Here is a 24,548-nt window from a genome sequence, read left to right as displayed (position 1 = left end):
TGTGTCTCCCCATAGGTACAGGGGCTCCGGCTCTCGCGCCGAAGCCTACTGCGCCTTGCGGGCGCCCCGACTGGGCGTACGGGTCCTTCGCCCCGGCCTGTCGCGCGCCGAGGCGGTCAGCGGTGTTCTACGGATGTTCGAGGCACGGTGTCCGGACGGTCATCCGCTGAGCCCGCCGAACAGTCCGCCGTGCGCCATCCCCAGGTAGAAACCGACGGCCGAGGCACCGAGACCCAGGATCAGACCGAGGCGCTCGCGTGTGGTCTCCGAGATCCACTGCCCGTATGCGCCGGTGAAGATCCCCACCAGGCCCGTCCAGGAGCTGATCAGGTGGAGGTTGTCGAACATCGCCGTGACGAAGGACGTCACACCCAGAACCAGCGTCACCAAGGTCAGCGCGTCCTGGAGGGGATGAGGTCTGCCGTCCGTCGCGAGGAAGGATCCGGCGGTGTTGGGTCGCAATGCCTGTTGTGCCATGGGGCACCTCCTGCGGAAGGCGGCGCATCGTAGCGCCATACACACCCGACGTGTACAGATTGGCGGTCCCCCCGGCCGGATTTCAACCGGAAGCCGGTGTGCGGGTACTCTGTACCGTCTGCACCGGTGTCTGCCCAGGCCACCGCGGAGGCTCCCGGCGGGGGCCTCCGATTGTCAGTGGCGGCTGTTTTACTGACAGACACTGTTGCGTACGCATCACAACCCTCCTGCCACGGAACGACCGTGGCCGCTGAGTCCAAAGGAGGTGGGTTCCACATGCGTCACTACGAGGTGATGGTCATCCTCGACCCCGATCTGGAGGAGCGCGCTGTCGCCCCCCTGATCGAGAACTTCCTCTCCGTCGTCCGTGAGGGCAACGGCAAGGTGGAGAAGGTCGACACCTGGGGCCGTCGTCGTCTCGCGTACGAGATCAAGAAGAAGCCCGAGGGCATCTACTCGGTCATCGACCTGCAGGCCGAGCCTGCGGTCGTCAAGGAGCTCGACCGCCAGATGAACCTGAACGAGTCGGTCCTCCGGACCAAGGTCCTCCGCCCCGAGACCCACTGAGCCATCCCGCTCAGCTGATCTCGGAATTCGAGTAGCAGCAACCAAGCAGCCAGAGCAAACCCGCCGAGAGGTTCCCCATGGCAGGCGAGACCGTCATCACGGTCGTCGGCAATCTTGTCGACGACCCCGAGCTGCGCTTCACCCCGTCCGGTGCGGCGGTCGCGAAGTTCCGCGTCGCGTCCACTCCCCGCACCTTCGACCGTCAGACGAACGAGTGGAAGGACGGCGAAAGCCTCTTTCTGACCTGCTCGGTCTGGCGTCAGGCGGCGGAGAACGTCGCCGAATCGCTCCAGCGAGGCATGCGCGTCATCGTGCAGGGCCGGCTGAAGCAGCGGTCCTACGAGGACCGTGAGGGCGTCAAGCGCACGGTCTACGAGCTGGACGTCGAGGAAGTCGGCGCCAGCCTGCGCAACGCCACGGCCAAGGTCACCAAGACCGCCGGTGGCGCTCGCGGTGGCCAGGGCGGTTACGGCGGCGGTGGCGGCCAGGGTGGCGGCGGCTGGGGCGGAGGCCCCGGTGGCGGCCAGCAGGGCGGCGGCGCTCCTGCCGACGACCCGTGGGCGACCGGCGCTCCCGCCGGTGGCAACCAGGGTGGCGGCGGCTGGGGTGGAAACTCCGGCGGTGGCGGCGGTGGCGGCGGCTACTCGGACGAGCCCCCCTTCTAGGTCTTCGGACCGAGGGCGGGTCGTACCCAAACTTCTTGATCACACAGGAGAAACACCATGGCGAAGCCGCCTGTGCGCAAGCCGAAGAAGAAGGTCTGCGCTTTCTGCAAGGACAAGGTCACGTACGTGGACTACAAGGACACGAACATGCTGCGGAAGTTCATTTCCGACCGCGGCAAGATCCGTGCCCGCCGCGTGACCGGCAACTGCACGCAGCACCAGCGTGACGTCGCCACGGCCGTCAAGAACAGCCGTGAGATGGCGCTGCTGCCCTACACGTCCACCGCGCGATAAGGGAAGGGTGACCGACACATGAAGATCATCCTCACCCACGAGGTCTCCGGCCTCGGCGCCGCCGGCGACGTCGTCGACGTCAAGGACGGTTACGCTCGCAACTACCTCATCCCGCGGAAGTTCGCTATCCGCTGGACCAAGGGTGGCGAGCAGGACGTGGCGCAGATCCGCCGCGCCCGCAAGATCCACGAGATCCAGACCATCGAGCAGGCCAACGCTGTGAAGGCCCAGCTCGAAGGTGTCAAGGTCCGCCTGGCCGTCCGCTCCGGCGACGCCGGTCGTCTCTTCGGTTCCGTCACCCCGGCCGACATCGCTTCCGCGATCAAGGCTTCCGGTGGTCCCGAGGTCGACAAGCGCCGCATCGAGCTCGGCGCGCCGATCAAGACCCTGGGCGCCCACGAGACGTCCGTGCGTCTGCACCCCGAGGTTGCCGCCAAGGTCAGCATCGAGGTCGTCGCGGCGTGACGCTGCGCTCGGCTTGAGCAGCTGAGAGGGGCCGCCTCCTACGGGGCGGCCCCTCTTCGCGTTCAGTGCCGGTACGGCTGCGTGCCGGGCGCTGCGTGTTTCACGTGAAACGGTCAGCGCGTCGCACCCGTCACGATCCAGCGGCCCGAGCGGGCGCGCAGCCAGAGGGTGAGCATCCTGACCGTCATCATGAGCGTCATGGCGGCCCATAGTGCGGTGAGGCCACCGCCCAGGGTGGGGACGAGCAGCGCGACCGGGGTGAACACCGCCAAGGTCACCACCATGGCCCAGGCCAGGTAGGGCCCGTCCCCGGCGCCCATCAGGACGCCGTCGAGGACGAAGACGATCCCGCAGACGGGCTGGGAGAGGGCCACCATCAGCAGTGCGGGCAGCGCCGCGCCCTTCACCACGGAGTCGCTGGTGAACAGCGGGAGGAACAGGGGCCGGGCGGCCACCACGAGCAGGCCCAGTACGACACCGGTGGCGATGCCCCACTGGACCATGCGGCGGCAGGCCTCGCGGGCGCCTTGGGCGTCGTCCGCGCCGAGATAGCGCCCGATGATGGCCTGACCCGCGATCGCTATGGCGTCGAGAGCGAAGGCCAGCAGGCTCCACAGGGACAGAATGATCTGGTGGGCGGCCATGTCGGCGTCACCGAGGCGGGCCGCGACGGCCGTGGCGATCATGAGGATCGCCCGCAGCGACAACGTCCGGACAAGGAGGGGGGCGCCGGCCTGTGCGGAGGTCCTGATGCCCGTGGCGTCGGGGCGCAGGGACGCCCCGTGCTTACGGGCGCCCCGGACCACCACGGCGAGATAGACCAGCGCCATGCCGCACTGGGCGATGACGGTGCCCCAGGCGGAGCCGGCGATACCGAGGCCGACGCCATAGACGAGTCCGACGTTGAGAACGGCATTGGCGACGAAGCCCGCGACGGCGACGTACAGCGGGGTCCGGGTGTCCTGGAGCCCGCGCAGCACCCCGGTCGCGGCGAGCACGACCAGCATCGCCGGGATGCCCAGCGCCGAGATGCGCAGATAGGTCGTCGCATAGGGAGCGGCGGTGTGCGAGGTGCCGAAGAGGGACACGAGACCGGGGGCCAGGGGCAGGACGGTGGCGATGACCGCGGCTCCCAGCAGGAGCGCCAGCCAGATGCCGTCCATGCCCTGGCGTATGGCCGCCTGGAGGTCGCCCGCGCCCACCCGGCGCGCGACGGCGGCCGTGGTGGCGTAGGCGAGGAAGACGAAGACGCTCACGGCGGTCGTGAGGAGGGCCGAGGCCACGCCGAGTCCGGCGAGCTGGGCGGTGCCGAGATGGCCGACGATGGCGCTGTCGGCCATGACGAACAGTGGCTCGGCGACGAGTGCGCCGAAGGCCGGGACGGCCAGCGCGACGATCTCGCGGTCGTGCTGTCGTCGGGTGGGCCTGGGGGTCGCGGGAGCCAATGGCATGGGCACTAATCTAATCGTCCACAGGTAAGAGGTGCAAGTGAGTTGCAGTCCTTACCTCTCGTCTGACGTCGCGTAGGCTCGCGCACCGTTCGAACCGATCTTGATCCGACTGGGGAAGTTTTTCTTCTGCACAGCCGGTGGACGACAACGTTGCAGGTCAGAGTGATTCCCCTGGGGCGAGCGAGGGCTTGTTCACAGGGCTGTCCACCGGGTCGTGCACAGGTTTTGCCAGTTTCTCCACAGCATCCGGGCCGTCGTCCACATGGCCTGTGGATAACCAGATTGGCTGACGGTGCCGACGGGCCTAACGTGGTCCGGCGCCCGCTCCGTCCGCCGACCTCGGAAACCTCACAAATCCGACGCGATGGAACCGGAGTTGGGCCTCTCAACTGTCAGTGTCGTGCCGTAGAAATGAGGGGCACGGCGAGGTCCGCTGGGCGGACGGGAGGAGGTGGCTCGGTGAGCATTTCCGAGCCCTTGGACGACCCGTGGGCCGACAGTGGTCCCAGTGATCGTCTGCCCGCCTCCCGTCGACGCGGGGACGGCGGCCGAAGGCGTGACGAGCAGCACGACCGGGGCCGGGAGAATGGTGAGTGGGACGGCGGCGGTTCGGCCTTCGAGCGGGTGCCGCCGCAGGATCTCGACGCCGAGCAGTCCGTCCTCGGCGGCATGCTGCTGTCCAAGGACGCCATCGCGGACGTCGTCGAGGTCCTCAAGGGCCATGACTTCTACAAGCCCGCCCACGAGACGATCTACACCGCGATCCTCGACGTCTACGCCAAGGGGGAGCCGGCCGACCCCATCACGATCGCCGCCGAGCTCACCAAGCGCGGCGAGATCAACAAGGTCGGCGGCGCCTCGTATCTGCACACGCTCGTCCAGACCGTGCCGACGGCGGCCAACGCCGAGTACTACGCGGAGATCGTCCACGAGCGGGCCGTCCTGCGCCGGCTGGTTGAGGCCGGCACCCGGATCACCCAGATGGGATACGCGGCCGACGACGACGTCGATGAGATCGTCAACCGCGCCCAGGCCGAGATCTACGCCGTCACCGAGCAGCGCACCAGCGAGGACTACCTGCCCCTCGGCGACATCATGGAGGGCGCCCTCGACGAGATCGAGGCCATCGGCTCGCGCAGCGGTGAGATGACCGGTGTGCCCACCGGCTTCACGGACTTCGACTCGCTGACGAACGGGCTGCACCCGGGCCAGATGATCGTCATCGCCGCGCGTCCCGCCATGGGTAAGTCGACGCTGGCGCTGGACTTCGCCCGGGCCGCCTCGATCAAGCACAATCTGCCGAGCGTCATCTTCTCGCTCGAAATGGGCCGCAACGAGATCGCGATGCGTCTGCTGTCCGCCGAGGCCCGTGTCGCCCTGCACCACATGCGCTCGGGCACCATGACCGACGAGGACTGGACGCGACTGGCCCGCCGTATGCCGGACGTCTCCGCGGCCCCCCTCTACATCGACGACTCCCCGAATCTGTCGATGATGGAGATCCGCGCCAAGTGTCGTCGTCTGAAGCAGCGCAACGACCTCAAGCTCGTCGTCATCGACTACCTCCAGCTGATGCAGTCCGGTGGCTCCAAACGGGCCGAGAGTCGTCAGCAGGAGGTCTCGGACATGTCCCGTAACCTCAAGCTCCTCGCCAAGGAGCTGGAGGTCCCTGTGATCGCGCTCTCCCAGCTGAACCGTGGCCCCGAACAGCGCACCGACAAGAAGCCGATGGTCTCCGACCTGCGTGAGTCCGGCTCCATCGAGCAGGACGCCGACATGGTCATCCTGCTGCACCGCGAGGACGCGTACGAGAAGGAGTCCCCGCGCGCGGGCGAGGCCGACCTGATCGTCGCCAAGCACCGTAACGGTCCGACCGCGACGATCACGGTGGCCTTCCAGGGCCACTACTCGCGGTTCGTTGACATGGCACAGACCTGAGAAATGAACTTGTAGGGTCTCAGGTCTCATCTCCGATGGCACATCGGCGGCACTTATGCCGTCTTCGTGAGACTCGCTGGTCGGGGTTCTCACCCTTTCGGGTGGCGGGGTTCCGGCCCGCTCTGCCCGTCAGTGCCTGGCTGACACCCTTGGCTGTACGGATCGTTGCCCGTGGGACTGGGGTACGGCACCTGTCGACCTTCTGCAGTCGGCTTGTCCGTAGCGGACGTTCCGTTGGTACAAGGGCCAGAAGCACTACTCGGGTATCTACTGGTCAGCGACGATGCGCGACCACGTGATCTACGAGTCGCGCTTGGAACTGTCGCGGTTGCTCTTTGCCGACTTCGATCCGTCCGTACGCGGCATCGTGGCCCAGCCCTTCCTGCTGAAGGCCGTTGTGGAGGGGCAGGCCCGCAAGCACATCCCGGATTACATCTTCACCACTGAGCAGGGTCCGGTAGTGGTGGATGTGAAGCCGCACTGTCGGCTGTCCACCCCAGTGGTGGCGTTCACGTTCGCGTGGACCCGGCAGGCGGTCGAGTCGCGTGACGGGCGCTCAGCGCCTCGTCTCGTACCTGGTCAGGATCACGCCGCAGGGAAGCGTCCGCGTCTCCACCAGGTTCAGGTTCACCCAGCTGTCCAGCGCGGTGAAGAACGGCGTGCCGCCGCCCACCAGGACCGGCGCGGTGGCCAGCACGTACTCGTCAATCAGCCCGGCCCGCATGGCCGCCCCGGCGAGCGTCGCGCCGCCGATGTCCATCGGGCCGCCGTCCTCGGCCTTGAGCCGGGTGATCTCGGCGACCGCGTCGCCGGTGACCAGGCGGGTGTTCCAGTCGACCTTGTCGATCGTCGAGGAGAACACAACCTTCGACATGTCCCGCCAGCGGCGCGCGAACTCGATCTCCGCCGGGGTGGCGTTGGGCTGCTGGTCGCCGGTCGGCCAGTAGGAGCTCATCGTCTGCCACAGCTTGCGCCCGTACAGCGACAGGTCGGTCGCCTGCAACTGGTCGGACCAAAACTGGAACAGCTCGTCGCTCGGCACGCTCCAGCCGATGTCGTCGCCGGGCGCGGCGATGTAGCCGTCCAGGGTCAGGTTCATACCGTAGATCAATTTCCGCATGGCGCCGGCCTTCCGTGAGTCGGTCTCACGCGTACAGACCGGCGCGGCGCGGGAAACTCATCGGTGGGCGATCTGAGCTCGCATGTAGTCTTCGTGCTCGGTGGCTCAGCCGCAGACTCATCGTTCCGCCGAGGAAATGGCATCGATCTGAGACTGATCTTGGGTGACATCGCGGTGAGACAACAGAGAACCAACAGGTCACAGAAGATCGACATGTCATCGGCGGCGAGACCCTAAAGAACTAGCCGCACCTCGCCGCACCCGATGGACTGGGCTCATGACGACATCGCAGGAAGAACTGCTCCCCGGTACGCGACGAGCGCTGCTGCACCGGATCGCCGTGGCGCAGGCGGAAGGGCGGGCGCCGTCACTGGTGGCGGCTGTGGTGAGGGACGGCAGGACCGTGTGGCACGGTGCGCGGACCTCGGTGGACGGGCACGCCCCGGACGAGAACGTGCAGTACCGGATCGGCTCGATCACCAAGACCTTCACCGCCGTCCTCGTGCTGCGGTTGCGCGACGAGGGGCTCCTCGACCTCGGTGACCCCCTGAAGAAGCATCTGCCGGGCACCGGCGCGGGGGAGGCCACCATCGCCGAACTGCTCGCGCACACCGGCGGGCTGGCGGCGGAGTCGCCCGGGCCGTGGTGGGAGCGCACACCCGGGTCGCTGCGCCCCGAACTCGCCGACGTGCTCGGCGAGCAGCCCCTCCTGCACCCCGTCGGCCGCCGCCACCACTACTCGAACCCCGGCTACACACTGCTGGGCGCGCTGGTGGAGGAGTTGAGGTGCGCTCCCTGGGAGGACGTCCTGCGGCGCGAGATCCTCGAACCTCTGGGCCTGAGCCGGACAAGTGCGCAGCCCCAGGCGCCGCATGCGGGTGGCTGGGCCGTGCATCCGTGGGCCGATGTGATGCTTCCAGAGCCCGCCGAGGATCTCGGGAGAATGGCTCCGGCCGGGCAACTCTGGTCCACCTCCGGTGACCTGGCGCGGTTCGCCGCCTTCCTGGCCACGGGGGACGAACGGGTGCTGAGCGCGGAGTCCGTACGGGAGATGCACACGCCGGCCGCACCGGCCGAGGCCGCGGACGTGGCGGACGGTGCCTCCTACGGACTCGGCCTGCAGATCCAGCACCGCCACGGGCGGCTGCTGGTGGGGCACTCGGGTTCGCTGCCGGGCTTCCTGGCGAACCTCGTCATCAGTGTGGCTGACGATGTCGCGGCCGTGGTGCTGGCGAACTGCACCTCCGGCCCGGTGCTGTCCGCGGTGGGCGCCGATCTCGTCCGCATCGTCGCCGAGGCCGAGCCACGGATCCCGGAGCCGTGGCGGCCGCTGAGGGAAGCCGACGCGTCCGTGGTGGAGCTGGCGGGCCAGTGGTACTGGGGCACGCAGGCCTTCGCCCTGCGGGTGACGGCCGACGGGCTCATTTCGCTCGGGCCGCTGTCCGGCAACGGCCGCCGGTCACGCTTCCGGCCCAACGGTGACGGTACTTGGACGGGCCTGGAGGGCTACTACGCCGGAGAGCTTCTGCGGCCCGTACGGCGCCCGGACGGGGCGGTGAGCCATCTCGACCTCGGATCGTTCGTGTTCACGCGGCAGCCGTACGAGGAGGGGGCTCCGGTGCCCGGTGGAGTGGATCCGGAGGGGTGGCGCGGGATCGGCTAGTCGGTCCCGTACAGGAGGCGGCCGTTTCACGTGAAACAGGCCGCCTCCTGTGTTTCAGAGCCGGAGCGTGAAGCTGTCCGTCAGAGCTGGAGCTTGAAGCCCACATGCGAGGCCGTGAAGCCGAGCCGCTCGTAGAAGCGGTGGGCGTCGGTGCGGCTGACGTCGGAGGTCAGCTGCACCAACTGGCAGCCCTGGTGACGGGATTCGTCGATCGCCCACTGGATCAGCTGGGTGCCCAGCCCGGTGCCGCGCTCGTCCGCGTGGATGCGAACGGCCTCGATGATCGACCGGGTGGCACCGCGCCGGGACAGCCCGGGAATGAGGGTGAGCTGGAGCGTGCCGATGACACGGCCCTCGCGCACGGCCACGACCACCCGCTGGTTCGGGTCGGCGGAGAGCCGCTCCAGCGCGGTCAGATACGGGGCCAGGTCGTCCGGTGACTCGCGCCGCGCGCCCAGTGGGTCGTCGGCAAGCATGCCGACGACGGCCGGGATGTCGGCGGCGACGACGGGGCGTATTTCGAGGTCTCCCATGCCCGCACCCTATGCGGGCACGTTCAACGACTCGACGACCCGTACCAGCGGCGCGAGTTCGGGGTTCCCGGCCGCCTCGTCCAGGGCCTCGCGCAGGGCGGTGTCATTGGTCGGACGGGCCTCTTCGAGCAGCTTGAGGCCCGCTTCGGTGACGTTCGTGTAGATGCCACGGCGGTCGGTGGGGCACAGATAGCGCTCAAGCAGGCCACGGTCCTCCAGACGCGTGACAAGCCGGGTGGTGGCGCTCTGGCTGAGGACGACCGCGTCGGCGACCTGCTTCATCTGCAGATGCCCCCCTTCGCGGTCGTGCTGCCGGCTGAGCACGTCCAGCAGGGAGTACTCGCGCACGCTCAGGTCGTGCTTCGCCTGCAGGGCCCGCTCGATGTGCGCCTCGATCCTCCCGTGCAGCAGGGAGAGGGCACACCAGCCCTGGGCGAGGGCGGTGAGCGCGGGGTCCGTCGCTGTCATTGGCGTTCTCCTCCGTCCCGGAGCGGCTGAAACCCAGGATAGGACAACACCGCCACAGTCCGCGCTTGCATATAGCCCGCGTCTGCAATTATTGTGAACGCAGGCAAAGCGCTCCTGCAATCATCTGGGAAGGGTGTACCCCCACATGCCTCTCGCGCTTCTGGCCCTCGCGATCGGGGCCTTCGGAATCGGAACGACCGAGTTCGTGATCATGGGCCTGCTGCCCGAGGTCGCGGGTGACTTCGGCGTCTCCATCCCCACCGCGGGCCTGCTCGTCACGGGCTATGCGCTCGGTGTGGTGATCGGCGCTCCGCTGATGACCGCGCTCGGCACCAAGGTCTCGCGCAAGCGGATGCTGATGCTGCTGATGGGCCTGTTCATCGCCGGAAACCTGGTGTCCGCCCTCGCCCCCGCCTTCGCCGTCATGCTGATCGGACGGGTGATCGCCTCGCTCGCCCACGGCGCCTTCTTCGGCATCGGCTCGGTCGTCGCGGCCGAACTGGTGGCCCCGGACAAGAAGGCCGGAGCCATCGCGATGATGTTCACCGGCCTGACGGTCGCCAACGTCGTCGGCGTCCCGCTGGGCACGCTCGTCGGCCAGCACGTCGGCTGGCGCGTGACCTTCGGGATCGTCGCCGCCCTCGGCGTCGTCGGCCTGGCCGGCATCGCCAGGCTGGTCCCGGAGCTGCCCAAGCCGGACGGTGTGCACCTGCGCCACGAACTGGCCGCGTTCAAGAACGCCCAGGTCCTGCTCGCCATGGCGATGACCGTCCTCGGCTTCGGCGGAGTCTTCGCGGCCATCACCTACATCGCGCCGATGATGACCCATGTCGCCGGCTTCGCCGACGGCTCCGTCACCTGGCTGCTGGTCCTCTTCGGCCTCGGCATGGTCGGCGGCAACCTCGTCGGCGGCAGGTTCGCCGACCGCGCGCTGATGCCCATGCTGTACGTCTCCCTGGGCGCCCTGGCCGTCGTGCTCGCACTCTTCACGCTCACCGCGCACAACAAGATTGCGGCAGCCGTGTCCATCGCCCTCATCGGCGCGCTGGGCTTTGCGACCGTCCCGCCGCTGCAGAAGCGCGTCCTCGACCAGGCGCACGGCGCACCCACGCTGGCCTCGGCGGTGAACATCGGCGCCTTCAACCTCGGCAACGCGCTCTCCGCCTGGCTCGGCGGCATGGTGATCGCCGCGGGCTACGGATACACCGCCCCCAACTGGGTCGGCGCCGCGCTTGCCGCAGCCGCCCTGATCCTGGCCGTCCTCTCAGCGGCCCTGGAGCGCCGCGACAGCGGGCCCTCCGCCGTGGTGGCGGGTGGCGCACCCGCCGCACAGCGGACGGCCGTCCACCACTGAGCCACACCCCTCACCGAGCCCGACCCCTGCAGTACCCCAAGGAGAAGCACCCCATGAGCACCACCGCGGTCGCCCCGCTCACCACTCATGACGCCGAGAGCCTCATCACCGAGGTCCGCCGCGCGGCGGAGGCAGCAGGAGTCACCGTCAGCGTCACCGTCCTGGACGCGGGCGGACATCTGCTCGCCTTCCGGCGCGACGACCGGGCCGTGCTGATCTCCGGGGAGACCAGCACCCGCAAGGCGTACACGGCGCTCCAGCTGAACGCCCCCACCGCGGACCTCGTCGACGCCGTCCAGCCCGGCGGCCTGTTCCACACACTGCCCACCGCGCTCGACCGGCCGCTGCTGTTCATCGCGGGCGGCATCCCGGTCCACCGCGACGGCCGTCTGATCGGTGCGATAGGCGTCGGCGGCGGTGCGCCGGAGCAGGACCACGGCTTCGCTCTCGCCGCCGTGGAGACGCTCGCCTGATCCCGCGCATGACCCAACTGCAAGGCCTGCTCCCGCCACACGGCGGGAGCCGGCCTTCGCCGTACGTACGAGAGCTGCTCAGCCCGCCGCGACCGTCACCGGAGCGAAGCGCCGGGTCCAGTCCCCGGGCAGTTCCGTGATGCCGTACGTCATGACGGCGTTGGACGACACGGACTTCAGCCCGCGCTCCTGCGCCCAGGCCACCAATTCCTCGTGCCGTACATCGATGTCGATGCGGAGCGGACGCTCCGTGTGGGCGGCGAGTGAGGCGAGCAGAGCCTTCGCGGTCTTCGTGTCGCGGGCGATCAGCGGACCGACGACATGGGTGTCCATATTGGGCCAGGCGGCCGTGTATCCGACGATCCGGCCGTTCTCCTCGGCGACACGCAGCTGGTCGGCGAAGGCGGGCAGGCGCGTGATGATGTGCGTGCGATCGGCGCCGAACACCTCCTCGTCGAGCCGGAGGATCGAGCCGAGGTCCTCGGCGGTGGCCGAGCGCGTCACGACCCGAGGCTCCGGCCCGCCCGGCGTGAAGCTCCCCCGGAGCATCTCCGCCCGCCCGGTGACCTTGAAGCCGAGCTCCTCGTAGAGCGGTCGGCCGTACGGCGTCGCATGGAGCGTCAGCGGTGTGGTTCCCATCGTCGAGACGACGTGGCGCATCAGCCGGCGTCCGACGCCCTGGCGGGCGTGCCTCTCGGCAACGAGCACCATGCCGACGGCGGCAAGATCCGGCCGTTCCCGGGGGCCGTACTCCGTGACGACGTAGACGGCGAGAAGGCCGCCGTCGGGGTCGTCGATGCCGTGGCCCTTCCCGGCCGTGAGGAGGAATCCCCATTTGTGTTCCTCGCGGGGCCACCCCCGGTTCTCTGACAGATCGGCGCAGGCGGCGAGATCGCGAGGCGTCAGTCGACGGATGGGCAGAGCGGCGAGGGAAGGAGTCGGCACGCAGGTCAGGCTGTCCGACCGGCACCCCTGACGTCCACCTGATTCGGGGGGACGCATGTGCTTTTGGCCACGTCGTGGCCATCCGTACAACGTGTGGACAAGGAGGGTTGTTTCACGTGAAACATCGGGGACCCGATTGGCATGCGGGGCACACGGTCAGCCGAGGTCGGGGGCGTGCATGGCGCGTACGCCCTCGATGTTGCCGTCCAGATAGTGCCGTAGCGACAGCGGGACGAGATGGACGGAGGCGATGCCGACCCGGGTGAACGGCACGCGGACGATCTCGTACTCGCCGGCGGGCTCCTCCACTTCGGGGCCATGGCGCAGGGCCGGGTCCATGGACTCCAGGTGGCAGACGAAGAAGTGCTGCACCTTCACGCCGGTCGCGCCGCCGTCCTCACCGATGTGCTCCACGGTGTCCACGAAGCAGGGCACCACATCGGTGATCTTGGCGCCGAGCTCCTCGTACACCTCGCGGTGCAGGGCATCGACGACGGTCGTGTCCTCCGGTTCGACCCCGCCACCGGGAGTGACCCAGTAGGGATCGACACCGGGCTTGGTGCGCTTGATCAGGATCAGGTCGTCGCCGTCCAGCAGGACGGCACGGGCGGTGCGCTTGACCACGGGTCGGACGGTCATGGAGGAAATGTGGCCCGGCTGGTTCCACGTGAAACATCACAAACTGCCACCGTCCCATCGCATGGCGTGATTCGCCCGCCGGAGACGCTCAGCACCAGTCCGTGGCCGCCCGCTGGAGCCACTCGTGCGCCCGCGCGACATGGGGCATCGCGAGTGTGCCGGTGCGTACCACCAGGAAGTACGTCCGCAGGGGCGGCACCGCGGGATCGTGGAGTGCGACGACCTCCCCGAGGTCGAGAGCGGCGGCGCACAGATAGCGGGGAAGCACCGCGAGCCCCGCGCCCGCGATCGCGCATGCGAGGACAGCACGCAGATCGGGGACGATGACGGTGCCCGAGGCGGCCGGGCGCGAGTCGAAGACGGAGGCCCAGTAGCGGGAGACGAAGGGCAGCGACTCATGCACCTCGACGACGGGCAGGTTCTCCAGGGCGGGCGCGCCCTTGCGGCGCAGCACCCCGGAGCCGATCTGCTCGGCCCAGCGCAAGGCCGCGACCAGTACGTGCTCCTCGTCGCAGAGCGCAGTCGCCGTGAGCAGCGCGCCGCGCGGACGGGCCGTACTGATGGCCAGATCATGATGTCCGGCGGCCAGCCCCTCCAGGGTCTCCTCCGCGTTCCCGAAGGAGGCGCGCAGCGCGAAACCCTGGCCGTCCTCGCCGGTGAGCTCCGTGAGGGCGGGCAGTGCGCGCTCCGCGGTGAACTCGGGCGGACCGGCAAGATGCAGGGTGCGCAGCGAGGACTCGTCGTCGAGTCCCGTCTCGGTGATCTCGACCAGGGCGTCGAGGTGCGGCGCGGCCTTGTGGGCGAGTTCGTCGCCGATGGTCGTCGGAGTCACTCCGCGGGCCTGCCGTAGGAACAGCGGGCGGCCCAGCTGTCTTTCCAGGGTGCGGATCTGTGAGGTGACGGCCGGCTGCGAGAGGCCGAGCAGGGCGGCGGCGCGGGTGAAGGAGCCGGCCCGGTGCACGGTCACGAAAGTGCGCAGCAAGGCCAGATCCATGGCACGCCCTCCCCTTTCCCTGCCCTTCTCCGGCCCCCAGGCAGGGCCCAACTATAAATAAGTCGATAGGTCTCTGTCGCTACAGTGATTGGACACTGACACAGAGTCAACTAGCCTTGTTCGCGCGGTTCTTCGCGCGCAGAACCGGGACGGTCCGAGCCACGAGGGGGGAGGCTCGGACCGTCCGTTGTACGTAGCCGGAACCCCGGGCGGGCGTCCCCGGTCCGGTCAGTCCGCCGATGCGTCGAGCGCCCGGAGCACATCCGCCACCAGATCGTCGGCGTCCTCGGCACCGACGGACAGTCGGATGAAGCCCTCCGGCACCGGATCCCCGCCCCAGCGCCGCCGCCGCTCGGCGGTGGACCGCACCCCGCCGAAGCTCGTCGCGTCGTCCACGAGCCGCAGCGCGTGGAGAAAACGCTCGGCACGCGCGCGCGTGGGCAGCGTGAAGGACACCACGCACCCATAGCGCCGCATCTGCCGCGAGGCGGTCTTGTACGAGGGGTCGTCGGGCAGCCCGGGATAGCGCAGCCCGGTCACCTCGGGCCGCTCGCGCAGGGCCTGCGCGAGCGTGAGGGCGGTGGCGTTCTGCCGGTCCGCGCGCAGCTGGAGCGTCGCGATGGAGCGGTGCGCCAGCCAGGCCTCCATGGGCCCGGCGATCGCCCCGACGATCTTGCGCCAGCGGCGCACGGCGGCCATGGCCTCGGCATCGCGGCCGGCGACATACCCCAGGAGGATGTCCCCGTGCCCGGTGAGCTGCTTGGTGCCGCTCGCCACGGAGAAGTCGGCGCCCAGCTCCAGCGGCCGCTGCCCGAGCGGCGTGGCAAGGGTGTTGTCGACGGCGACCAGGGCGCCACGCGCGTGTGCCGCCTCGGCGAGCCGCCGGATGTCGCACACATCGAGCCCCGGGTTGGACGGGGACTCGATCCACAGCAGCTTCGCCCCGTCCAGAACCTCCAGCTGGGCGTCGTCACCGGTCGGCGCGGTACGTACCTCGATGCCGTACGCCTCCAGCTGGGCGCGCACCATGGGCAGCACCTGGTAGCCGTCGCTCGGCAGCACCACGGCGTCCCCGGCGCGCAGCTGGGAGAACAGCACGGCGGAGATGGCGGCCATGCCGGAGGCGAACACAAGGGTCTCGACGGCGTCCTGCCCGGGCGCCTCCAGCTCGCCGATGGCCCGCTCCAGCAGGGTCCACGTCGGGTTGTCGTCCCGCCCGTAGGCGTACGGGCCCGTCACCTCACCCGGCAGATGGAAGTGCGCGGCGAAGACCGGGCCGGGCAGGGTCGGTTCGTGCTTGACCGGTTCGGGCAGCCCGGCCCGCACCGCGCGCGTGCCGTCCCCCGTACGGCCGTCGTCCGTCGCCGAATCGCTCATGCCGCCCGTCCCTCCACCTGCTCGCGTACCGCGGCGAGCAGACCCGTGCTCGCCGCCTCCACCATCTCAAGACACTCCTCGAAGCCGTCCGGACCGCCGTAGTACGGGTCCGGCACATCGAGGTCGTCGCCTGCGGCGGGGTCGTACGAGCGAAGCAGCCGCACCTTGAGCGCGTCCTCCTCCGTGGGCGCCAGACGGCGCAGCGCCTTGAGATGGCCGGCGTCGAGGGCGATCACGAGGTCGAGGCGTGAGAACCACGAGGCCCGGAACTGGCGGGCCGTGTGGTCGGCGTCGTAGCCGTGTTCCTCCAGGACGGAGACGGTGCGCGGGTCCGCGCCGTCGCCCTCGTGCCAGTCGCCGGTGCCGGCGCTGTCGATCTCGACCAGGTCCGCCAGGTCCGCCTCCGCCACGCGCGCGCGGAAGACGGATTCGGCCATCGGGGAACGACAGATGTTGCCGGTGCAGACGAAGCAGACGCGGTACGCCATCGGGGTCAGTCCTTGCCGTCGGGCAGGACGACGTTCAGCGCCCAGGAGACGATGGAGATGATCAGGCCGCCGACGACGGCGGTCCAGAAGCCGTCCACGTGGAAACTCAGGTCGAGCTTGCCGCTCATCCACGAGGTCAGCATCAGCATCAGCGCGTTGACCACCAGGGTGATCAGGCCGAGGGTCAGGATGAACAGGGGGAAGGTCAGGATCTTCACGATCGGCTTGACGAGCCAGTTCACCAGGCCGAAGAGCAGGGCGACCACTATCAGCGTGCCGACCTTCTTGCCCGTGCTGTCACCGGTCAGAGTGATCTTGTCGAGCAGCCACACGGCGACCGCCAGGGCCCCGGCGTTGGCGATCGTCTTGACTACGAAATTCTTCATGTGTCTGATCGTGGCAGACGCGACCGGATCTGAGCAGTGAGCAAGGGCGGACAAGTGCGATGAAGGCATTCCGGCTGGACGAACTGGAGGCGGAGCGCGCCGCCAACGAGGGGGCCTACCTCCAGTTTCTGCGGGAGCGCAACATGTCGGTCGGTCTCTACGCCCTCAACGCGGGCGAGCACGACCCTCAGAAGCCCCACAACCAGGACGAGGTGTACTTCGTCGTGAGCGGCCGTGCGTCGATCACGGTGGGCATGGAGACGACCCAGGTCGCGCGCGGCAGCGTGGTGTACGTGCCGGCCGGGGTGGCCCACAAGTTCCACCACATCAGCGAGGACCTGAGGGTCCTGGTGATCTTCTCTCCCCCTGAGGCCTGATCCCGCGCCTCAGGGTTCCCTAGGGGAACGGTCAGGGGAGGACAAGGGGTGCGAGGCCCCCGCCTGACCCCCTGGCGGCTCTAGCATCGAGTGAGGACATCGAGAACGCACAAGACTGCAAAGGACGAGGGCAATGCGAGAGATCTTCGCGGGACTGCCGTGGTGGGTGAAGTGGATCGCGGTGCCGGTCATCGCCCTGGTCGTGTTCGGCGGGCTGATAGCCAGCGTGGTCGGATTCGTGGTCTACCTGCTCTTCAAGGTCCTGATCTTCGTCGCTCTGGTCGGCGGACTGATCTACGTCGTGCGGAAGTTCATGTCGGGTTCCTCTTCGCGCAGCGACTGGTGAGGGCCGTGGGAAACGGGTGGCGGTAACAGGAATCGCCTGTTCCCTCGGGCGAGCGAAGTTTTCCGGGCAGGCCGTCTGACAGCGGTGGCGGGCCGTTAAAGTCCGGAATTCGACGCGGGGCCCAGCCCCGCGGGCGGCGTACACCCCACCCGTGTTCCTCCGCACGGGCTGCACCCTCGCGCTTCGGGAGTGACCCTTGGCCACGGCTGACACCGCACCCGCAGTACCGCACGCACAGCCGCGCTCCTCCACACCCCCTGTGCAGCGGCCGACCTCCGCGGCGGTGCCCGAGCAGCCGCACTCCGCGACCCTCATCGGATCCGTGCAACGGGCGATGCGGTTGCTGGAAACGGTCGCCGAGCACGAGTACGGCGCTCCCGCCAAGCAACTGGCCCGCGAGACCGGCCTGGCGCTCCCGACGGCCTACCACCTGTTGCGCACCCTCGTGCACGAGGGCTATCTGCGCCGTGACAAGGGCCTGTTCTTCCTCGGTGAGGCGGCCGAGCGGCTGGGCAGCAGCGGGGCGCAGCAGAAACGTCGCAGCGCGGTCTCGGCCATGCTCGCGCAATGGCGCGATTCCATCGGTGTACCGGTGTACTACGCGATGTACCGGGACGGCGAGATCGAGGTCATGTGCGTCTCCGACACCCCGAGCACTCCTGCGGTCGAGGAGTGGGCCGACTTCCGCGAAACCGGGCACGCACACGCGATCGGGCAGTGTCTGCTGTCCCAGATGGACGAGGCCGCGCGCCGTGACCACCTGGACCGCTACCCGGTGCAACCCCTCACCCCGTACACAGTGCGCGACGGTCAGAGCCTGCTGCGGCGGCTGGACCGGATGCGCCGGATGGAGCCGGTGACGGAGCGGCAGGAGTACGCGCTGGGGACGGTCTGCGCGGCGATCCCGATCACGGTCGGCACCACGGCGGCGACGATGGCCCTGTCCCTGCCCGCCCACCAGGCGGACCGGCTGCTGCCCGCGGCCCGGCAACTGCAGGCCGAGGTCGGACGGCATCTGGGGACACTGGCGATCTCTATCAGTATCTGAAAACTCACTCCTTGTGATCTCACGTGTACTTTCTGCAAGATTTGACCAGAGTCAAAGGAATCAATCCGGCCGGTCGGTGTCATAAGACGGGGTAGGCGATGCGCGAGTCCGTACAGGCAGAGGTCATGATGAGTTTTCTCGTGTCCGAGGAGCTCTCCTTTCGCATTCCGGTGGAGTTGCGTTACGAGACCTGTGACCCCTATGCCGTGCGGCTGACCTTCCATCTGCCCGGAGATGCCCCGGTGACCTGGGCCTTCGGGCGCGAGCTGCTGATCGACGGGGTGGGCCGGCCGTGCGGGGACGGTGATGTGCACATCGCGCCTGCCGACACGGACGTGCTGGGAGAGGTGCTGATCCGGCTTCAGGTCGGTGGCGACCAGGCGGTGTTCCGGTCCTCGGCACCGCCGCTGGTGGCCTTCCTCGACCGTACGGACAAGTTGGTGCCGCTCGGCCAGGAGGGGGCGCTGGCGGACTTCGACGCCCATCTCGACGAGGCCCTGGACCGAATCCTGGCCGAGGAGCAGAGCGCAGGCTGACGCGCTACGGCATGGAGGGCGAGGCACCCTACAGTGGCGTGCGGAGCGCTGCAGTAACGCTTCTCCTCATAGGGAACCCGTTCTCCTCATAGGTCACCGTTTCTGCCGGAGCGTCACCTCTTGCGCCGCCGCCCCCGGCCGCCGCGCGTCGCGGCTGACTGGACCTCGGCCGGTTTCCCCGCCTTCCCCGCCCCCTGTCCCGGCCGGTCGGCCGACACCACGAGGGCGGCCAGGGCCGTGGTGACCGGCACCGAGGCGACCAGGCCGATCGAGCCCACCAGGGTGCGCACTATCTCCTCCGCCACCAGTTCGCTGTTGGCGACGGTCGTCACGCTGCTCTGCGCGATCGAGAAGAGCAGCAGCAGTGGCAGCGCGGCACCGGCATAGGCGAGTACGAGCGTGTTGACGACGGATGCGATGTGGTCACGGCCGATGCGGATGCCCGCCCGGTACAGCCCGCGCCAGCCCATCGTCGGATTGGCCTCGTGCAGTTCCCACACGGCCGAGGTCTGGGTCACGGTCACGTCGTCCAGGACGCCGAGCGAACCGATGATGACGCCGGCCAGCAGCAGACCGCTCATGTCGATCGACGGATACAGGCCATGGATCAGACCGGTGTTGTCGTCGGTGTTGCCCGTCAGCGCGGCCCAGTCGATGAACTCCGAGCCCAGGATGCCGATCAGCAGGAGCGACACCAGCGTGCCGAGCACCGCGACCGAGGTGCGGGCCGACAGGCCGTGGCACATATAGAGCGCGATCAGCATGATGGCGCTCGACCCGACCACCGCTACGACCAGTGGGTTCGAGCCCTGCAGAATCGCGGGCAGGATGAAGAGGGTCAGCACCATGAAGCTGACGGCCAGCGCGACCAGCGCCATGACACCGCGCAACCGGCCCACCACCACGACGGCGAGCGCGAAGATGCCGGCGAGCAGCGCCATCGGGAACTTCCGGTTCACATCGGTGACCGAGTACTGCAGGTCCTTGGGCGCCGAGGGCTCGTAGGCGACCACGACCTTCTCGCCCTCGTGCAACTGCCGTGACTGGTCCGGCTGCACGATCTCCGTGAAGGTACGGCCCTTGTCCTTGCCAGTGTCGACCTGGATCGTCGCCTTCTTGCAGGTGCCGTTCTCCTCCTGCTGAGCGGAGTTGCCCTCGGCGGTGGAGGTGTCACCCGTCGGGGTCTGCCCCGAGGCGTTCACCGACTTGCAGCTCACCTCGACGACCTTGGTGACCGTGGCCTGCTGCGTCTGCCGGTCGAAGCCGACTCCCGTGCGCTGGTGCGGCGGGGCTCCACCCGGCCAGAGCACGACGAGTCCGACCACGACCGCAGCGGTGAACGGGATCAGGATCGCCGCGATGACCTTGCGCAGATGCTGGGAGACGGGCGCGGCGGGGCCATGGTTGTGGCTGTGCGAGTGGCCGTGGCCGCCGCCGTTTCCGGCACCGTGCCCGTGTCCTGGGGTCTGTCCATGGCCGTGTCCGTGGTGGTTCTCGTCACCGGCACCGTGGCCCTCGTGCTCGTGTCCGCCGCGCTGTCCGGGGCCGGGTCGGCGCGGCGGCTCGGGCGGCGGGTAGGGGTACTGCTGTGTCGTGGTCACCGCCAGATCATCGCAAGAACGGTGGGGGCCCTCTGTTCACCGCGGCCGAATTGACGCTAGCGTGGAGGCACCTTTGCACACGCGGGAGCTCGGAGCACCGGGCTGAGAGGGCGCTGACCTCCGTATTCGCGATGTTTCACGTGGAACAGAGTGATGTTTCACATGAAACGCCGACTGAGACGGAAACTGCTGCGTCGACCGCTGAACCTGTTACCGGGTAATGCCGGCGTAGGGAGTAGGTCTCATGACCAACAAGGACGCACGCACGCCTGCCTCCATGCAGAACCCTGCCCAGGGTGAGGCCGGGAAGTCCATCGGCTGGCACAAGGGGTATGTCGAGGGCTCACGCTCCGATGTACGTGTGCCGGTTCGTCAGGTGCACCTCACCAACGGGCAGTCGGTCACGCTGTACGACACCTCCGGCCCGTACACCGATCCACTCGTCGAGACAGACGTCCGCAGGGGCCTACCGCCGCTGCGGGAGAACTGGATCATCGCCCGTGGTGACACGGAGGAGTACGCGGGCCGTCCCGTCCGTCCCGAGGACGACGGGGTCAAGCACACTTCTCCCCGCGGCGGTCTGCGCAACCTCGACGCGGTCTTCCCCGGACGCCCGCGTCTGCCGCGCCGCGGCCGTGCCGGCACGGCGGTCACTCAGCTCGCGTATGCGCGCCGGGGCGAGATCACGCCGGAGATGGAGTTCGTGGCCGTCCGGGAGAACGTTGCTCCCGAGGTCGTCCGTGAGGAGATCGCGGCAGGACGGGCCGTGCTGCCCGCCAACGTCAACCACCCGGAGATCGAGCCGATGATCATCGGCAAGCGGTTCCTGGTGAAGGTCAACGCCAATATCGGCAACTCCGCGGTGACGTCCTCCATCGAGGAGGAGGTCGAGAAGATGACCTGGGCGACCCGCTGGGGCGCCGACACGGTCATGGACCTGTCCACGGGCCGCAACATCCACACCACCCGCGAGTGGGTGCTGCGTAACTCCCCCGTCCCCATCGGCACGGTGCCGCTCTATCAGGCCCTGGAGAAGGTCGACGGCAGGGCCGAGGAGCTGACCTGGGAGATCTACAAGGACACGGTCGTCGAGCAGGCCGAGCAGGGCGTGGACTACATGACGGTCCACGCGGGCGTCCGCCTGCCGTATGTCCCGCTCACCGCGAACCGCAAGACCGGCATCGTCTCGCGCGGCGGCTCGATCATGGCGGCCTGGTGCCTCGCGCACCACAAGGAGTCGTTCCTGTACGAGAACTTCGAGGAACTCTGCGAGATCCTCGCCGCCTACGACGTCACGTACTCGCTGGGCGACGGCCTTCGGCCGGGCTCGATCGCCGACGCCAACGACGAGGCGCAGTTCGCGGAACTCCGAACGCTCGGGGAACTCAACCGGATCGCCAAGCGTTTTGATGTTCAGACCATGATCGAGGGGCCGGGACACGTCCCGATGCACAAGATCAAGGAGAACATCGACCTTCAGCAGGAGATCTGCGATGAAGCTCCGTTCTATACGCTCGGCCCGCTGACGACGGACGTCGCGCCGGCGTACGACCACATCACTTCCGGCATTGGTGCCGCGATGATCGCCTGGTGGGGCACGGCCATGCTCTGCTATGTCACGCCCAAGGAGCACTTGGGCCTGCCCAACCGTGACGACGTCAAGACCGGCGTCATCACCTACAAGATCGCCGCCCACGCAGCCGACCTCGCCAAGGGGCACCCCGGTGCGCAGGAGTGGGACGACGCGCTGTCCGACGCGCGCTTCGAGTTCCGGTGGGAGGACCAGTTCAACCTCGCCCTGGACCCGGACACGGCACGGGAGTTCCACGACGAGACCCTGCCGGCGGAGCCGGCCAAGACCGCTCACTTCTGCTCGATGTGCGGGCCGAAGTTCTGCTCGATGAAGATCTCCCAGGACATCCGCCGTGAACACGGTGGCAGCCGGGTGGAGATCGAGGAGGGCATGGCTCAGAAGTCGAAGGAGTTCGCGGCCGCGGGTAATCGGGTGTATCTGCCGATCGCCGACTGATCCGGCGGTTACTCCGTTGCCGGTTGCCCGGCTTGCGCCCCGTCGGGGGCGCAAGCCGGGGCTATTCCGGCTGGTGTTCCGGGCCTCCGAAGTCCGGGCTCGTGTAGTCCGGGCTGGTGAAGCTCGGGCGTGGGCCCGGGGTGCCGCCGTCGTCGGGGCTGCTGAAGCCCGGGCGGTCGTAACCGAGGCGCGGCATGCGGCTGGTCGGCGCCGGCGGGGTCGTGCGGTGCAGTGCGGTCGTGCCGGGGTTGGCGAGGGCTTCCTGCAGGAAGGGGAGGACGCCGCGTTCCAGCAGGGCTTCTCGCCAGGCTTCCCTGGCCCGGGCCACCTCTCCGTTCGCCTCGCCGTAGGCTCCGGCGTCCAGCGAGGGGCTGTTGCGCAGGGCGGTGAGCAGCAGCCCGACCGCGGCGACGAGGATCGCGGCCGCGGTCATGGCGCCGAACACCCATCCCGCCGTCAGCATGGTCTGAGCGAATGCCGGCTCGGGGTCCAGCATCTTCAGTATGTAGCCGACCAGCAGGAATATCGCCGCGGCGGTTCCGGCGAGGACGGGGGCGAGGACCGCGACGACGGCGACGGCGCCCGCGCCGGTGGTCTCGGCGGCCTCGCCGAGGGTGGTGGCGAGCCCCATCGCGCCCGCGACGCCCGGCTCACCGGAGCCGGATTCACCGCTGGACGACGGGGTGGACGGCGCCGGCTGGCGCAGTTCCTCGCGGACCTTCACATAGTGCTGGTACTCGGTCGCCGCGGCCGCCGTGATGAGTGTGGTGGCGTTCAGCGCCATGGTGCGCAGCTGTTCGGTGTTCAGCCGCTGTCCCACAGCGGCCAGTTCCGGGCGGTGTGGTGCGGAGCGCAGCGCCTCATCGAGGATCCGCTCGTATTCCTGGCGGTCCTCGCTGTGCAGGTGCTGCGGAACGCTATTCATGTGCATCCCCCGATGCTCCGTAGGGCTTGGGGCTCGCACGCCGGCGAGCCGTCGGGCAGAAACGGAGGGGAGCCTGCTACGGATAAGCCGATGGTAGAGCCGCGACGGCACGCGGTGACAGGGGGTTGCCAGAAATTGGGTGCTGGCCTGCATGTACGCCGTCGGGGGACGCCTGCCCGTGGAACGCTCAGTTATCCAGGGGAAGTTGCTGGACCAGCAGCTTTCCGGCCATGGTCACACCGCCGTCCATGGCGATGGCCAGGCCGTCGGCGTAGACGTGCGGTCCTTCGACCACGGGACCGGCATCCTCCTCGCCGTCCTCCGACCCGACCTCGCCCAGCAGGTACGGAATGGGGCTGTGACCGTGAACGATGCGCGTACCGCCGTACGTATCGAGGAGGGAGCGCACGGCGTCGGCGCCGCCCTCGTCGCGGAAGGAGAAGCGCTTGGTGAACTTGCGGAACAGGTCCCAGCACTCGTCCGCGTCGTTGCGCGTGAGCGTCTCGCGGACCGTGTCGTTGACCGCCTCGATCGAGTCGCCGTAGTCCAGGTAGGCGGTGGTGTCGGAGTGGACGAGCAGATAGCCGTCGACCTCCTCGACGGCGTCGAGACGGGCCATCCACTGCAGATGGTGGTCCTGGAGGCGGTCCATGTCGGTCTTCTGGCCGCCGTTGAGCAGCCAGGCGGCCTGGAAGGTGGCGGTGCCCGCGCCGGAGTTGACGGGGGTGTCGCCGAACCGCTTGGCGCCGAGCAGCAGGAGTTCGTGGTTGCCCATGAGCGCCTTGCAGTAGCCGCCGGCCGCGGCGGCCTCGGCGGACAGCCGCATCACCAGGTCGATGACGCCGATGCCGTCCGGGCCGCGGTCGGTGAAGTCACCGAGGAACCACAGCCGGGCGGTGCCCGCGCACCACTGGCCGGCCGAGTCGATCAGGCCCTTCTCCCGGAGGGCGGCGATCAGGTCGTCGAGATAGCCGTGCACGTCCCCGACGACATACAGCGGGCCCGTGCCGGTGGTCTGCCGCGGGGCCGGTGCGGTTGCCGGTTCGACGGGCACCTGGAGCGTGTCGCCCCGGTTGATGACGGGCAGGTCGCGCTGGGTCGGTGTGTACCCCTCCGGGTAGCCCTCGTCCACGGGGGCGACGGTGTTGCCGGGGTGGGTGCTGTGGGCATACGGACCGGTCTCATGGACGTACCCGGGTACCCGGAAGTCGCGCAACGTCGCCGTCCGCTCCACTTCGGGTCCCTGACCGGCCCCCTGAGTCATCAGACCCCTCCACCATCGCGCCGCATCTGCACCGGTTCGGACTGCCTGGTCGCAGCGGCCCGCGGTGTCGTGGGCCCATCATAGGAATGCGGATCGCGCCATGTGATGACCCAGGGGTGGTGAAT

At 68.7% G+C, this 24,548-nt stretch carries 27 protein-coding genes and 1 pseudogene; 14 read left to right on the top strand and 14 right to left on the bottom strand.

Annotated elements, in window-relative coordinates; genetic code table 11:
- Positions 1 to 159: 159 nt before the first annotated feature.
- Positions 160 to 477, bottom strand: coding sequence for a hypothetical protein (locus ACZ4EG_RS18000; RefSeq protein ID WP_453546894.1), 318 nt, complete (start codon positions 475 to 477; stop codon positions 160 to 162).
- A 276-nt stretch (positions 478 to 753) separates the two neighbouring features.
- Here ACZ4EG_RS18000 and rpsF point away from each other — a divergent pair, with 276 nt between their 5' ends.
- The 4 genes from rpsF (at position 754) to rplI (ending at position 2,468) form a co-directional block, all read left to right on the top strand.
- On the top strand, positions 754 to 1,044 hold the full coding sequence (gene rpsF, locus ACZ4EG_RS17995) for a 30S ribosomal protein S6 (protein WP_003956532.1): 291 nt from the start codon (positions 754 to 756) through the stop codon (positions 1,042 to 1,044).
- A 77-nt stretch (positions 1,045 to 1,121) separates the two neighbouring features.
- Entirely contained in the window at positions 1,122 to 1,709 is a 588-nt protein-coding gene (locus ACZ4EG_RS17990) for a single-stranded DNA-binding protein (protein WP_467791231.1), read from the top strand.
- A 57-nt stretch (positions 1,710 to 1,766) separates the two neighbouring features.
- On the top strand, positions 1,767 to 2,003 hold the full coding sequence (gene rpsR / locus ACZ4EG_RS17985) for a 30S ribosomal protein S18 (RefSeq protein WP_003949403.1): 237 nt from the start codon (positions 1,767 to 1,769) through the stop codon (positions 2,001 to 2,003).
- Between the two features lie 18 nt (positions 2,004 to 2,021).
- Complete coding sequence (gene rplI / locus ACZ4EG_RS17980) at positions 2,022 to 2,468, top strand: 50S ribosomal protein L9 (protein WP_263210579.1); 447 nt, start codon at positions 2,022 to 2,024, stop codon at positions 2,466 to 2,468.
- A gap of 113 nt (positions 2,469 to 2,581) precedes the next feature.
- Here rplI and ACZ4EG_RS17975 read toward each other — a convergent pair whose 3' ends face one another.
- Positions 2,582 to 3,919, bottom strand: a complete 1,338-nt coding sequence (locus ACZ4EG_RS17975; protein ID WP_467791230.1) for an MATE family efflux transporter — start codon at positions 3,917 to 3,919, stop codon at positions 2,582 to 2,584.
- A 459-nt stretch (positions 3,920 to 4,378) separates the two neighbouring features.
- Here ACZ4EG_RS17975 and dnaB point away from each other — a divergent pair, with 459 nt between their 5' ends.
- Both dnaB and ACZ4EG_RS17965 read left to right on the top strand, forming a co-directional pair.
- Positions 4,379 to 5,857: a replicative DNA helicase gene (gene dnaB / locus ACZ4EG_RS17970; RefSeq protein WP_453546886.1), complete on the top strand. Its 1,479-nt coding sequence runs from the start codon at positions 4,379 to 4,381 to the stop codon at positions 5,855 to 5,857.
- A gap of 235 nt (positions 5,858 to 6,092) precedes the next feature.
- Positions 6,093 to 6,389, top strand: a pseudogene (locus ACZ4EG_RS17965) (TnsA-like heteromeric transposase endonuclease subunit); the annotation flags it as partial.
- Between the two features lie 24 nt (positions 6,390 to 6,413).
- Here ACZ4EG_RS17965 and ACZ4EG_RS17960 read toward each other — a convergent pair.
- Positions 6,414 to 6,977, bottom strand: coding sequence for a dihydrofolate reductase family protein (locus tag ACZ4EG_RS17960; protein ID WP_067385690.1), 564 nt, complete (start codon positions 6,975 to 6,977; stop codon positions 6,414 to 6,416).
- 277 nt (positions 6,978 to 7,254) lie between these two features.
- Here ACZ4EG_RS17960 and ACZ4EG_RS17955 point away from each other — a divergent pair, with 277 nt between their 5' ends.
- A complete protein-coding gene (locus ACZ4EG_RS17955) occupies positions 7,255 to 8,640 on the top strand; it encodes a serine hydrolase domain-containing protein (RefSeq protein WP_467791229.1) in 1,386 nt (461 codons plus the stop codon).
- Positions 8,641 to 8,720: 80 nt separating this feature from the next.
- Here the strand turns inward: ACZ4EG_RS17955 and ACZ4EG_RS17950 are convergent, their stop codons facing one another.
- Positions 8,721 to 9,173: a GNAT family N-acetyltransferase gene (locus tag ACZ4EG_RS17950; protein ID WP_390732665.1), complete on the bottom strand. Its 453-nt coding sequence runs from the start codon at positions 9,171 to 9,173 to the stop codon at positions 8,721 to 8,723.
- Positions 9,174 to 9,182: 9 nt separating this feature from the next.
- Positions 9,183 to 9,641 carry a MarR family winged helix-turn-helix transcriptional regulator gene (locus tag ACZ4EG_RS17945; RefSeq protein ID WP_390708367.1) on the bottom strand — a complete coding sequence of 153 codons (459 nt, stop codon included), beginning with the start codon at positions 9,639 to 9,641 and terminating at the stop codon, positions 9,183 to 9,185.
- A gap of 145 nt (positions 9,642 to 9,786) precedes the next feature.
- On the opposite strand from ACZ4EG_RS17945, the gene ACZ4EG_RS17940 reads away from it, so the two are divergent.
- Complete coding sequence (locus ACZ4EG_RS17940) at positions 9,787 to 10,995, top strand: MFS transporter (RefSeq protein ID WP_467791228.1); 1,209 nt, start codon at positions 9,787 to 9,789, stop codon at positions 10,993 to 10,995.
- 53 nt (positions 10,996 to 11,048) lie between these two features.
- Positions 11,049 to 11,468, top strand: coding sequence for a GlcG/HbpS family heme-binding protein (locus tag ACZ4EG_RS17935; RefSeq protein ID WP_390708369.1), 420 nt, complete (start codon positions 11,049 to 11,051; stop codon positions 11,466 to 11,468).
- A gap of 78 nt (positions 11,469 to 11,546) precedes the next feature.
- On the opposite strand, the gene ACZ4EG_RS17930 is transcribed toward ACZ4EG_RS17935, so the two are convergent.
- The 6 genes from ACZ4EG_RS17930 to ACZ4EG_RS17905 all read right to left on the bottom strand — a co-directional run bounded on the left by ACZ4EG_RS17930 (position 11,547) and on the right by ACZ4EG_RS17905 (position 16,297).
- Complete coding sequence (locus ACZ4EG_RS17930) at positions 11,547 to 12,413, bottom strand: GNAT family N-acetyltransferase (RefSeq protein WP_467791227.1); 867 nt, start codon at positions 12,411 to 12,413, stop codon at positions 11,547 to 11,549.
- Between the two features lie 156 nt (positions 12,414 to 12,569).
- Positions 12,570 to 13,052 (bottom strand): NUDIX hydrolase, encoded by a 483-nt coding sequence (locus tag ACZ4EG_RS17925; RefSeq protein ID WP_363296110.1) that lies wholly within the window; start codon positions 13,050 to 13,052, stop codon positions 12,570 to 12,572.
- 88 nt (positions 13,053 to 13,140) lie between these two features.
- Positions 13,141 to 14,046, bottom strand: a complete 906-nt coding sequence (locus tag ACZ4EG_RS17920; protein ID WP_467791226.1) for a LysR family transcriptional regulator — start codon at positions 14,044 to 14,046, stop codon at positions 13,141 to 13,143.
- A 228-nt stretch (positions 14,047 to 14,274) separates the two neighbouring features.
- Positions 14,275 to 15,423, bottom strand: a complete 1,149-nt coding sequence (locus tag ACZ4EG_RS17915) for a cystathionine gamma-lyase (RefSeq protein WP_467791225.1) — start codon at positions 15,421 to 15,423, stop codon at positions 14,275 to 14,277.
- A complete protein-coding gene (locus ACZ4EG_RS17910; RefSeq protein ID WP_467791224.1) occupies positions 15,420 to 15,911 on the bottom strand; it encodes a low molecular weight protein-tyrosine-phosphatase in 492 nt (163 codons plus the stop codon). Before ACZ4EG_RS17910 ends, ACZ4EG_RS17915 begins: the two co-directional genes overlap by 4 nt.
- A 5-nt stretch (positions 15,912 to 15,916) precedes the next feature.
- Positions 15,917 to 16,297: a phage holin family protein gene (locus ACZ4EG_RS17905; RefSeq protein WP_453556442.1), complete on the bottom strand. Its 381-nt coding sequence runs from the start codon at positions 16,295 to 16,297 to the stop codon at positions 15,917 to 15,919.
- A gap of 59 nt (positions 16,298 to 16,356) precedes the next feature.
- On the opposite strand from ACZ4EG_RS17905, the gene ACZ4EG_RS17900 reads away from it, so the two are divergent.
- The 4 genes from ACZ4EG_RS17900 (at position 16,357) to ACZ4EG_RS17885 (ending at position 18,604) form a co-directional block, all read left to right on the top strand.
- A complete protein-coding gene (locus tag ACZ4EG_RS17900; protein WP_363296105.1) occupies positions 16,357 to 16,674 on the top strand; it encodes a cupin domain-containing protein in 318 nt (105 codons plus the stop codon).
- Positions 16,675 to 16,807: 133 nt separating this feature from the next.
- Complete coding sequence (locus ACZ4EG_RS17895) at positions 16,808 to 17,020, top strand: DUF5326 family protein (protein WP_453556445.1); 213 nt, start codon at positions 16,808 to 16,810, stop codon at positions 17,018 to 17,020.
- A 196-nt stretch (positions 17,021 to 17,216) separates the two neighbouring features.
- Positions 17,217 to 18,068 carry an IclR family transcriptional regulator gene (locus tag ACZ4EG_RS17890; protein ID WP_467791223.1) on the top strand — a complete coding sequence of 284 codons (852 nt, stop codon included), beginning with the start codon at positions 17,217 to 17,219 and terminating at the stop codon, positions 18,066 to 18,068.
- A gap of 98 nt (positions 18,069 to 18,166) precedes the next feature.
- Complete coding sequence (locus tag ACZ4EG_RS17885; RefSeq protein ID WP_263210561.1) at positions 18,167 to 18,604, top strand: SsgA family sporulation/cell division regulator; 438 nt, start codon at positions 18,167 to 18,169, stop codon at positions 18,602 to 18,604.
- Between the two features lie 113 nt (positions 18,605 to 18,717).
- Here the strand turns inward: ACZ4EG_RS17885 and ACZ4EG_RS17880 are convergent, their stop codons facing one another.
- Entirely contained in the window at positions 18,718 to 20,205 is a 1,488-nt protein-coding gene (locus tag ACZ4EG_RS17880; protein WP_467791222.1) for a YibE/F family protein, read from the bottom strand.
- Positions 20,206 to 20,449: 244 nt separating this feature from the next.
- On the opposite strand from ACZ4EG_RS17880, the gene thiC reads away from it, so the two are divergent.
- On the top strand, positions 20,450 to 22,234 hold the full coding sequence (gene thiC, locus ACZ4EG_RS17875; protein WP_467791221.1) for a phosphomethylpyrimidine synthase ThiC: 1,785 nt from the start codon (positions 20,450 to 20,452) through the stop codon (positions 22,232 to 22,234).
- A gap of 61 nt (positions 22,235 to 22,295) precedes the next feature.
- Here thiC and ACZ4EG_RS17870 read toward each other — a convergent pair whose 3' ends face one another.
- Together ACZ4EG_RS17870 and ACZ4EG_RS17865 are read right to left on the bottom strand one after the other, a co-directional pair.
- On the bottom strand, positions 22,296 to 23,165 hold the full coding sequence (locus tag ACZ4EG_RS17870; protein ID WP_453556456.1) for a hypothetical protein: 870 nt from the start codon (positions 23,163 to 23,165) through the stop codon (positions 22,296 to 22,298).
- A gap of 181 nt (positions 23,166 to 23,346) precedes the next feature.
- Positions 23,347 to 24,423: a metallophosphoesterase gene (locus ACZ4EG_RS17865; protein ID WP_467791220.1), complete on the bottom strand. Its 1,077-nt coding sequence runs from the start codon at positions 24,421 to 24,423 to the stop codon at positions 23,347 to 23,349.
- Positions 24,424 to 24,548: the final 125 nt, after the last annotated feature.

Source organism: Streptomyces sp. NPDC025638 (assembly GCF_055558775.1).
Note: the sequence above shows the minus strand (reverse complement) of the source record. Positions and strands in the feature narration are given on the sequence as shown.

Excerpts from the sequence above, each read along its gene's own strand:
- ACZ4EG_RS18000 (WP_453546894.1), bottom strand. The coding sequence starts at position 477 with ATGGCACAACAGGCATTGCGACCCAACACCGCCGGATCCTTCCTCGCG.
- rpsF (WP_003956532.1), top strand. The coding sequence starts at position 754 with ATGCGTCACTACGAGGTGATGGTCATCCTCGACCCCGATCTGGAGGAG.
- ACZ4EG_RS17990 (WP_467791231.1), top strand. The coding sequence starts at position 1,122 with ATGGCAGGCGAGACCGTCATCACGGTCGTCGGCAATCTTGTCGACGAC.
- rpsR (WP_003949403.1), top strand. The coding sequence starts at position 1,767 with ATGGCGAAGCCGCCTGTGCGCAAGCCGAAGAAGAAGGTCTGCGCTTTC.
- rplI (WP_263210579.1), top strand. The coding sequence starts at position 2,022 with ATGAAGATCATCCTCACCCACGAGGTCTCCGGCCTCGGCGCCGCCGGC.
- ACZ4EG_RS17975 (WP_467791230.1), bottom strand. The coding sequence starts at position 3,919 with ATGCCATTGGCTCCCGCGACCCCCAGGCCCACCCGACGACAGCACGAC.
- ACZ4EG_RS17960 (WP_067385690.1), bottom strand. The coding sequence starts at position 6,977 with ATGCGGAAATTGATCTACGGTATGAACCTGACCCTGGACGGCTACATC.
- ACZ4EG_RS17955 (WP_467791229.1), top strand. The coding sequence starts at position 7,255 with ATGACGACATCGCAGGAAGAACTGCTCCCCGGTACGCGACGAGCGCTG.
- ACZ4EG_RS17950 (WP_390732665.1), bottom strand. The coding sequence starts at position 9,173 with ATGGGAGACCTCGAAATACGCCCCGTCGTCGCCGCCGACATCCCGGCC.
- ACZ4EG_RS17945 (WP_390708367.1), bottom strand. The coding sequence starts at position 9,641 with ATGACAGCGACGGACCCCGCGCTCACCGCCCTCGCCCAGGGCTGGTGT.
- ACZ4EG_RS17940 (WP_467791228.1), top strand. The coding sequence starts at position 9,787 with ATGCCTCTCGCGCTTCTGGCCCTCGCGATCGGGGCCTTCGGAATCGGA.
- ACZ4EG_RS17935 (WP_390708369.1), top strand. The coding sequence starts at position 11,049 with ATGAGCACCACCGCGGTCGCCCCGCTCACCACTCATGACGCCGAGAGC.
- ACZ4EG_RS17925 (WP_363296110.1), bottom strand. The coding sequence starts at position 13,052 with ATGACCGTCCGACCCGTGGTCAAGCGCACCGCCCGTGCCGTCCTGCTG.
- ACZ4EG_RS17920 (WP_467791226.1), bottom strand. The coding sequence starts at position 14,046 with ATGGATCTGGCCTTGCTGCGCACTTTCGTGACCGTGCACCGGGCCGGC.
- ACZ4EG_RS17915 (WP_467791225.1), bottom strand. The coding sequence starts at position 15,423 with ATGAGCGATTCGGCGACGGACGACGGCCGTACGGGGGACGGCACGCGC.
- ACZ4EG_RS17910 (WP_467791224.1), bottom strand. The coding sequence starts at position 15,911 with ATGGCGTACCGCGTCTGCTTCGTCTGCACCGGCAACATCTGTCGTTCC.
- ACZ4EG_RS17905 (WP_453556442.1), bottom strand. The coding sequence starts at position 16,297 with ATGAAGAATTTCGTAGTCAAGACGATCGCCAACGCCGGGGCCCTGGCG.
- ACZ4EG_RS17900 (WP_363296105.1), top strand. The coding sequence starts at position 16,357 with ATGAAGGCATTCCGGCTGGACGAACTGGAGGCGGAGCGCGCCGCCAAC.
- ACZ4EG_RS17895 (WP_453556445.1), top strand. The coding sequence starts at position 16,808 with ATGCGAGAGATCTTCGCGGGACTGCCGTGGTGGGTGAAGTGGATCGCG.
- ACZ4EG_RS17885 (WP_263210561.1), top strand. The coding sequence starts at position 18,167 with ATGCGCGAGTCCGTACAGGCAGAGGTCATGATGAGTTTTCTCGTGTCC.
- thiC (WP_467791221.1), top strand. The coding sequence starts at position 20,450 with ATGACCAACAAGGACGCACGCACGCCTGCCTCCATGCAGAACCCTGCC.
- ACZ4EG_RS17870 (WP_453556456.1), bottom strand. The coding sequence starts at position 23,165 with ATGCACATGAATAGCGTTCCGCAGCACCTGCACAGCGAGGACCGCCAG.
- ACZ4EG_RS17865 (WP_467791220.1), bottom strand. The coding sequence starts at position 24,423 with ATGACTCAGGGGGCCGGTCAGGGACCCGAAGTGGAGCGGACGGCGACG.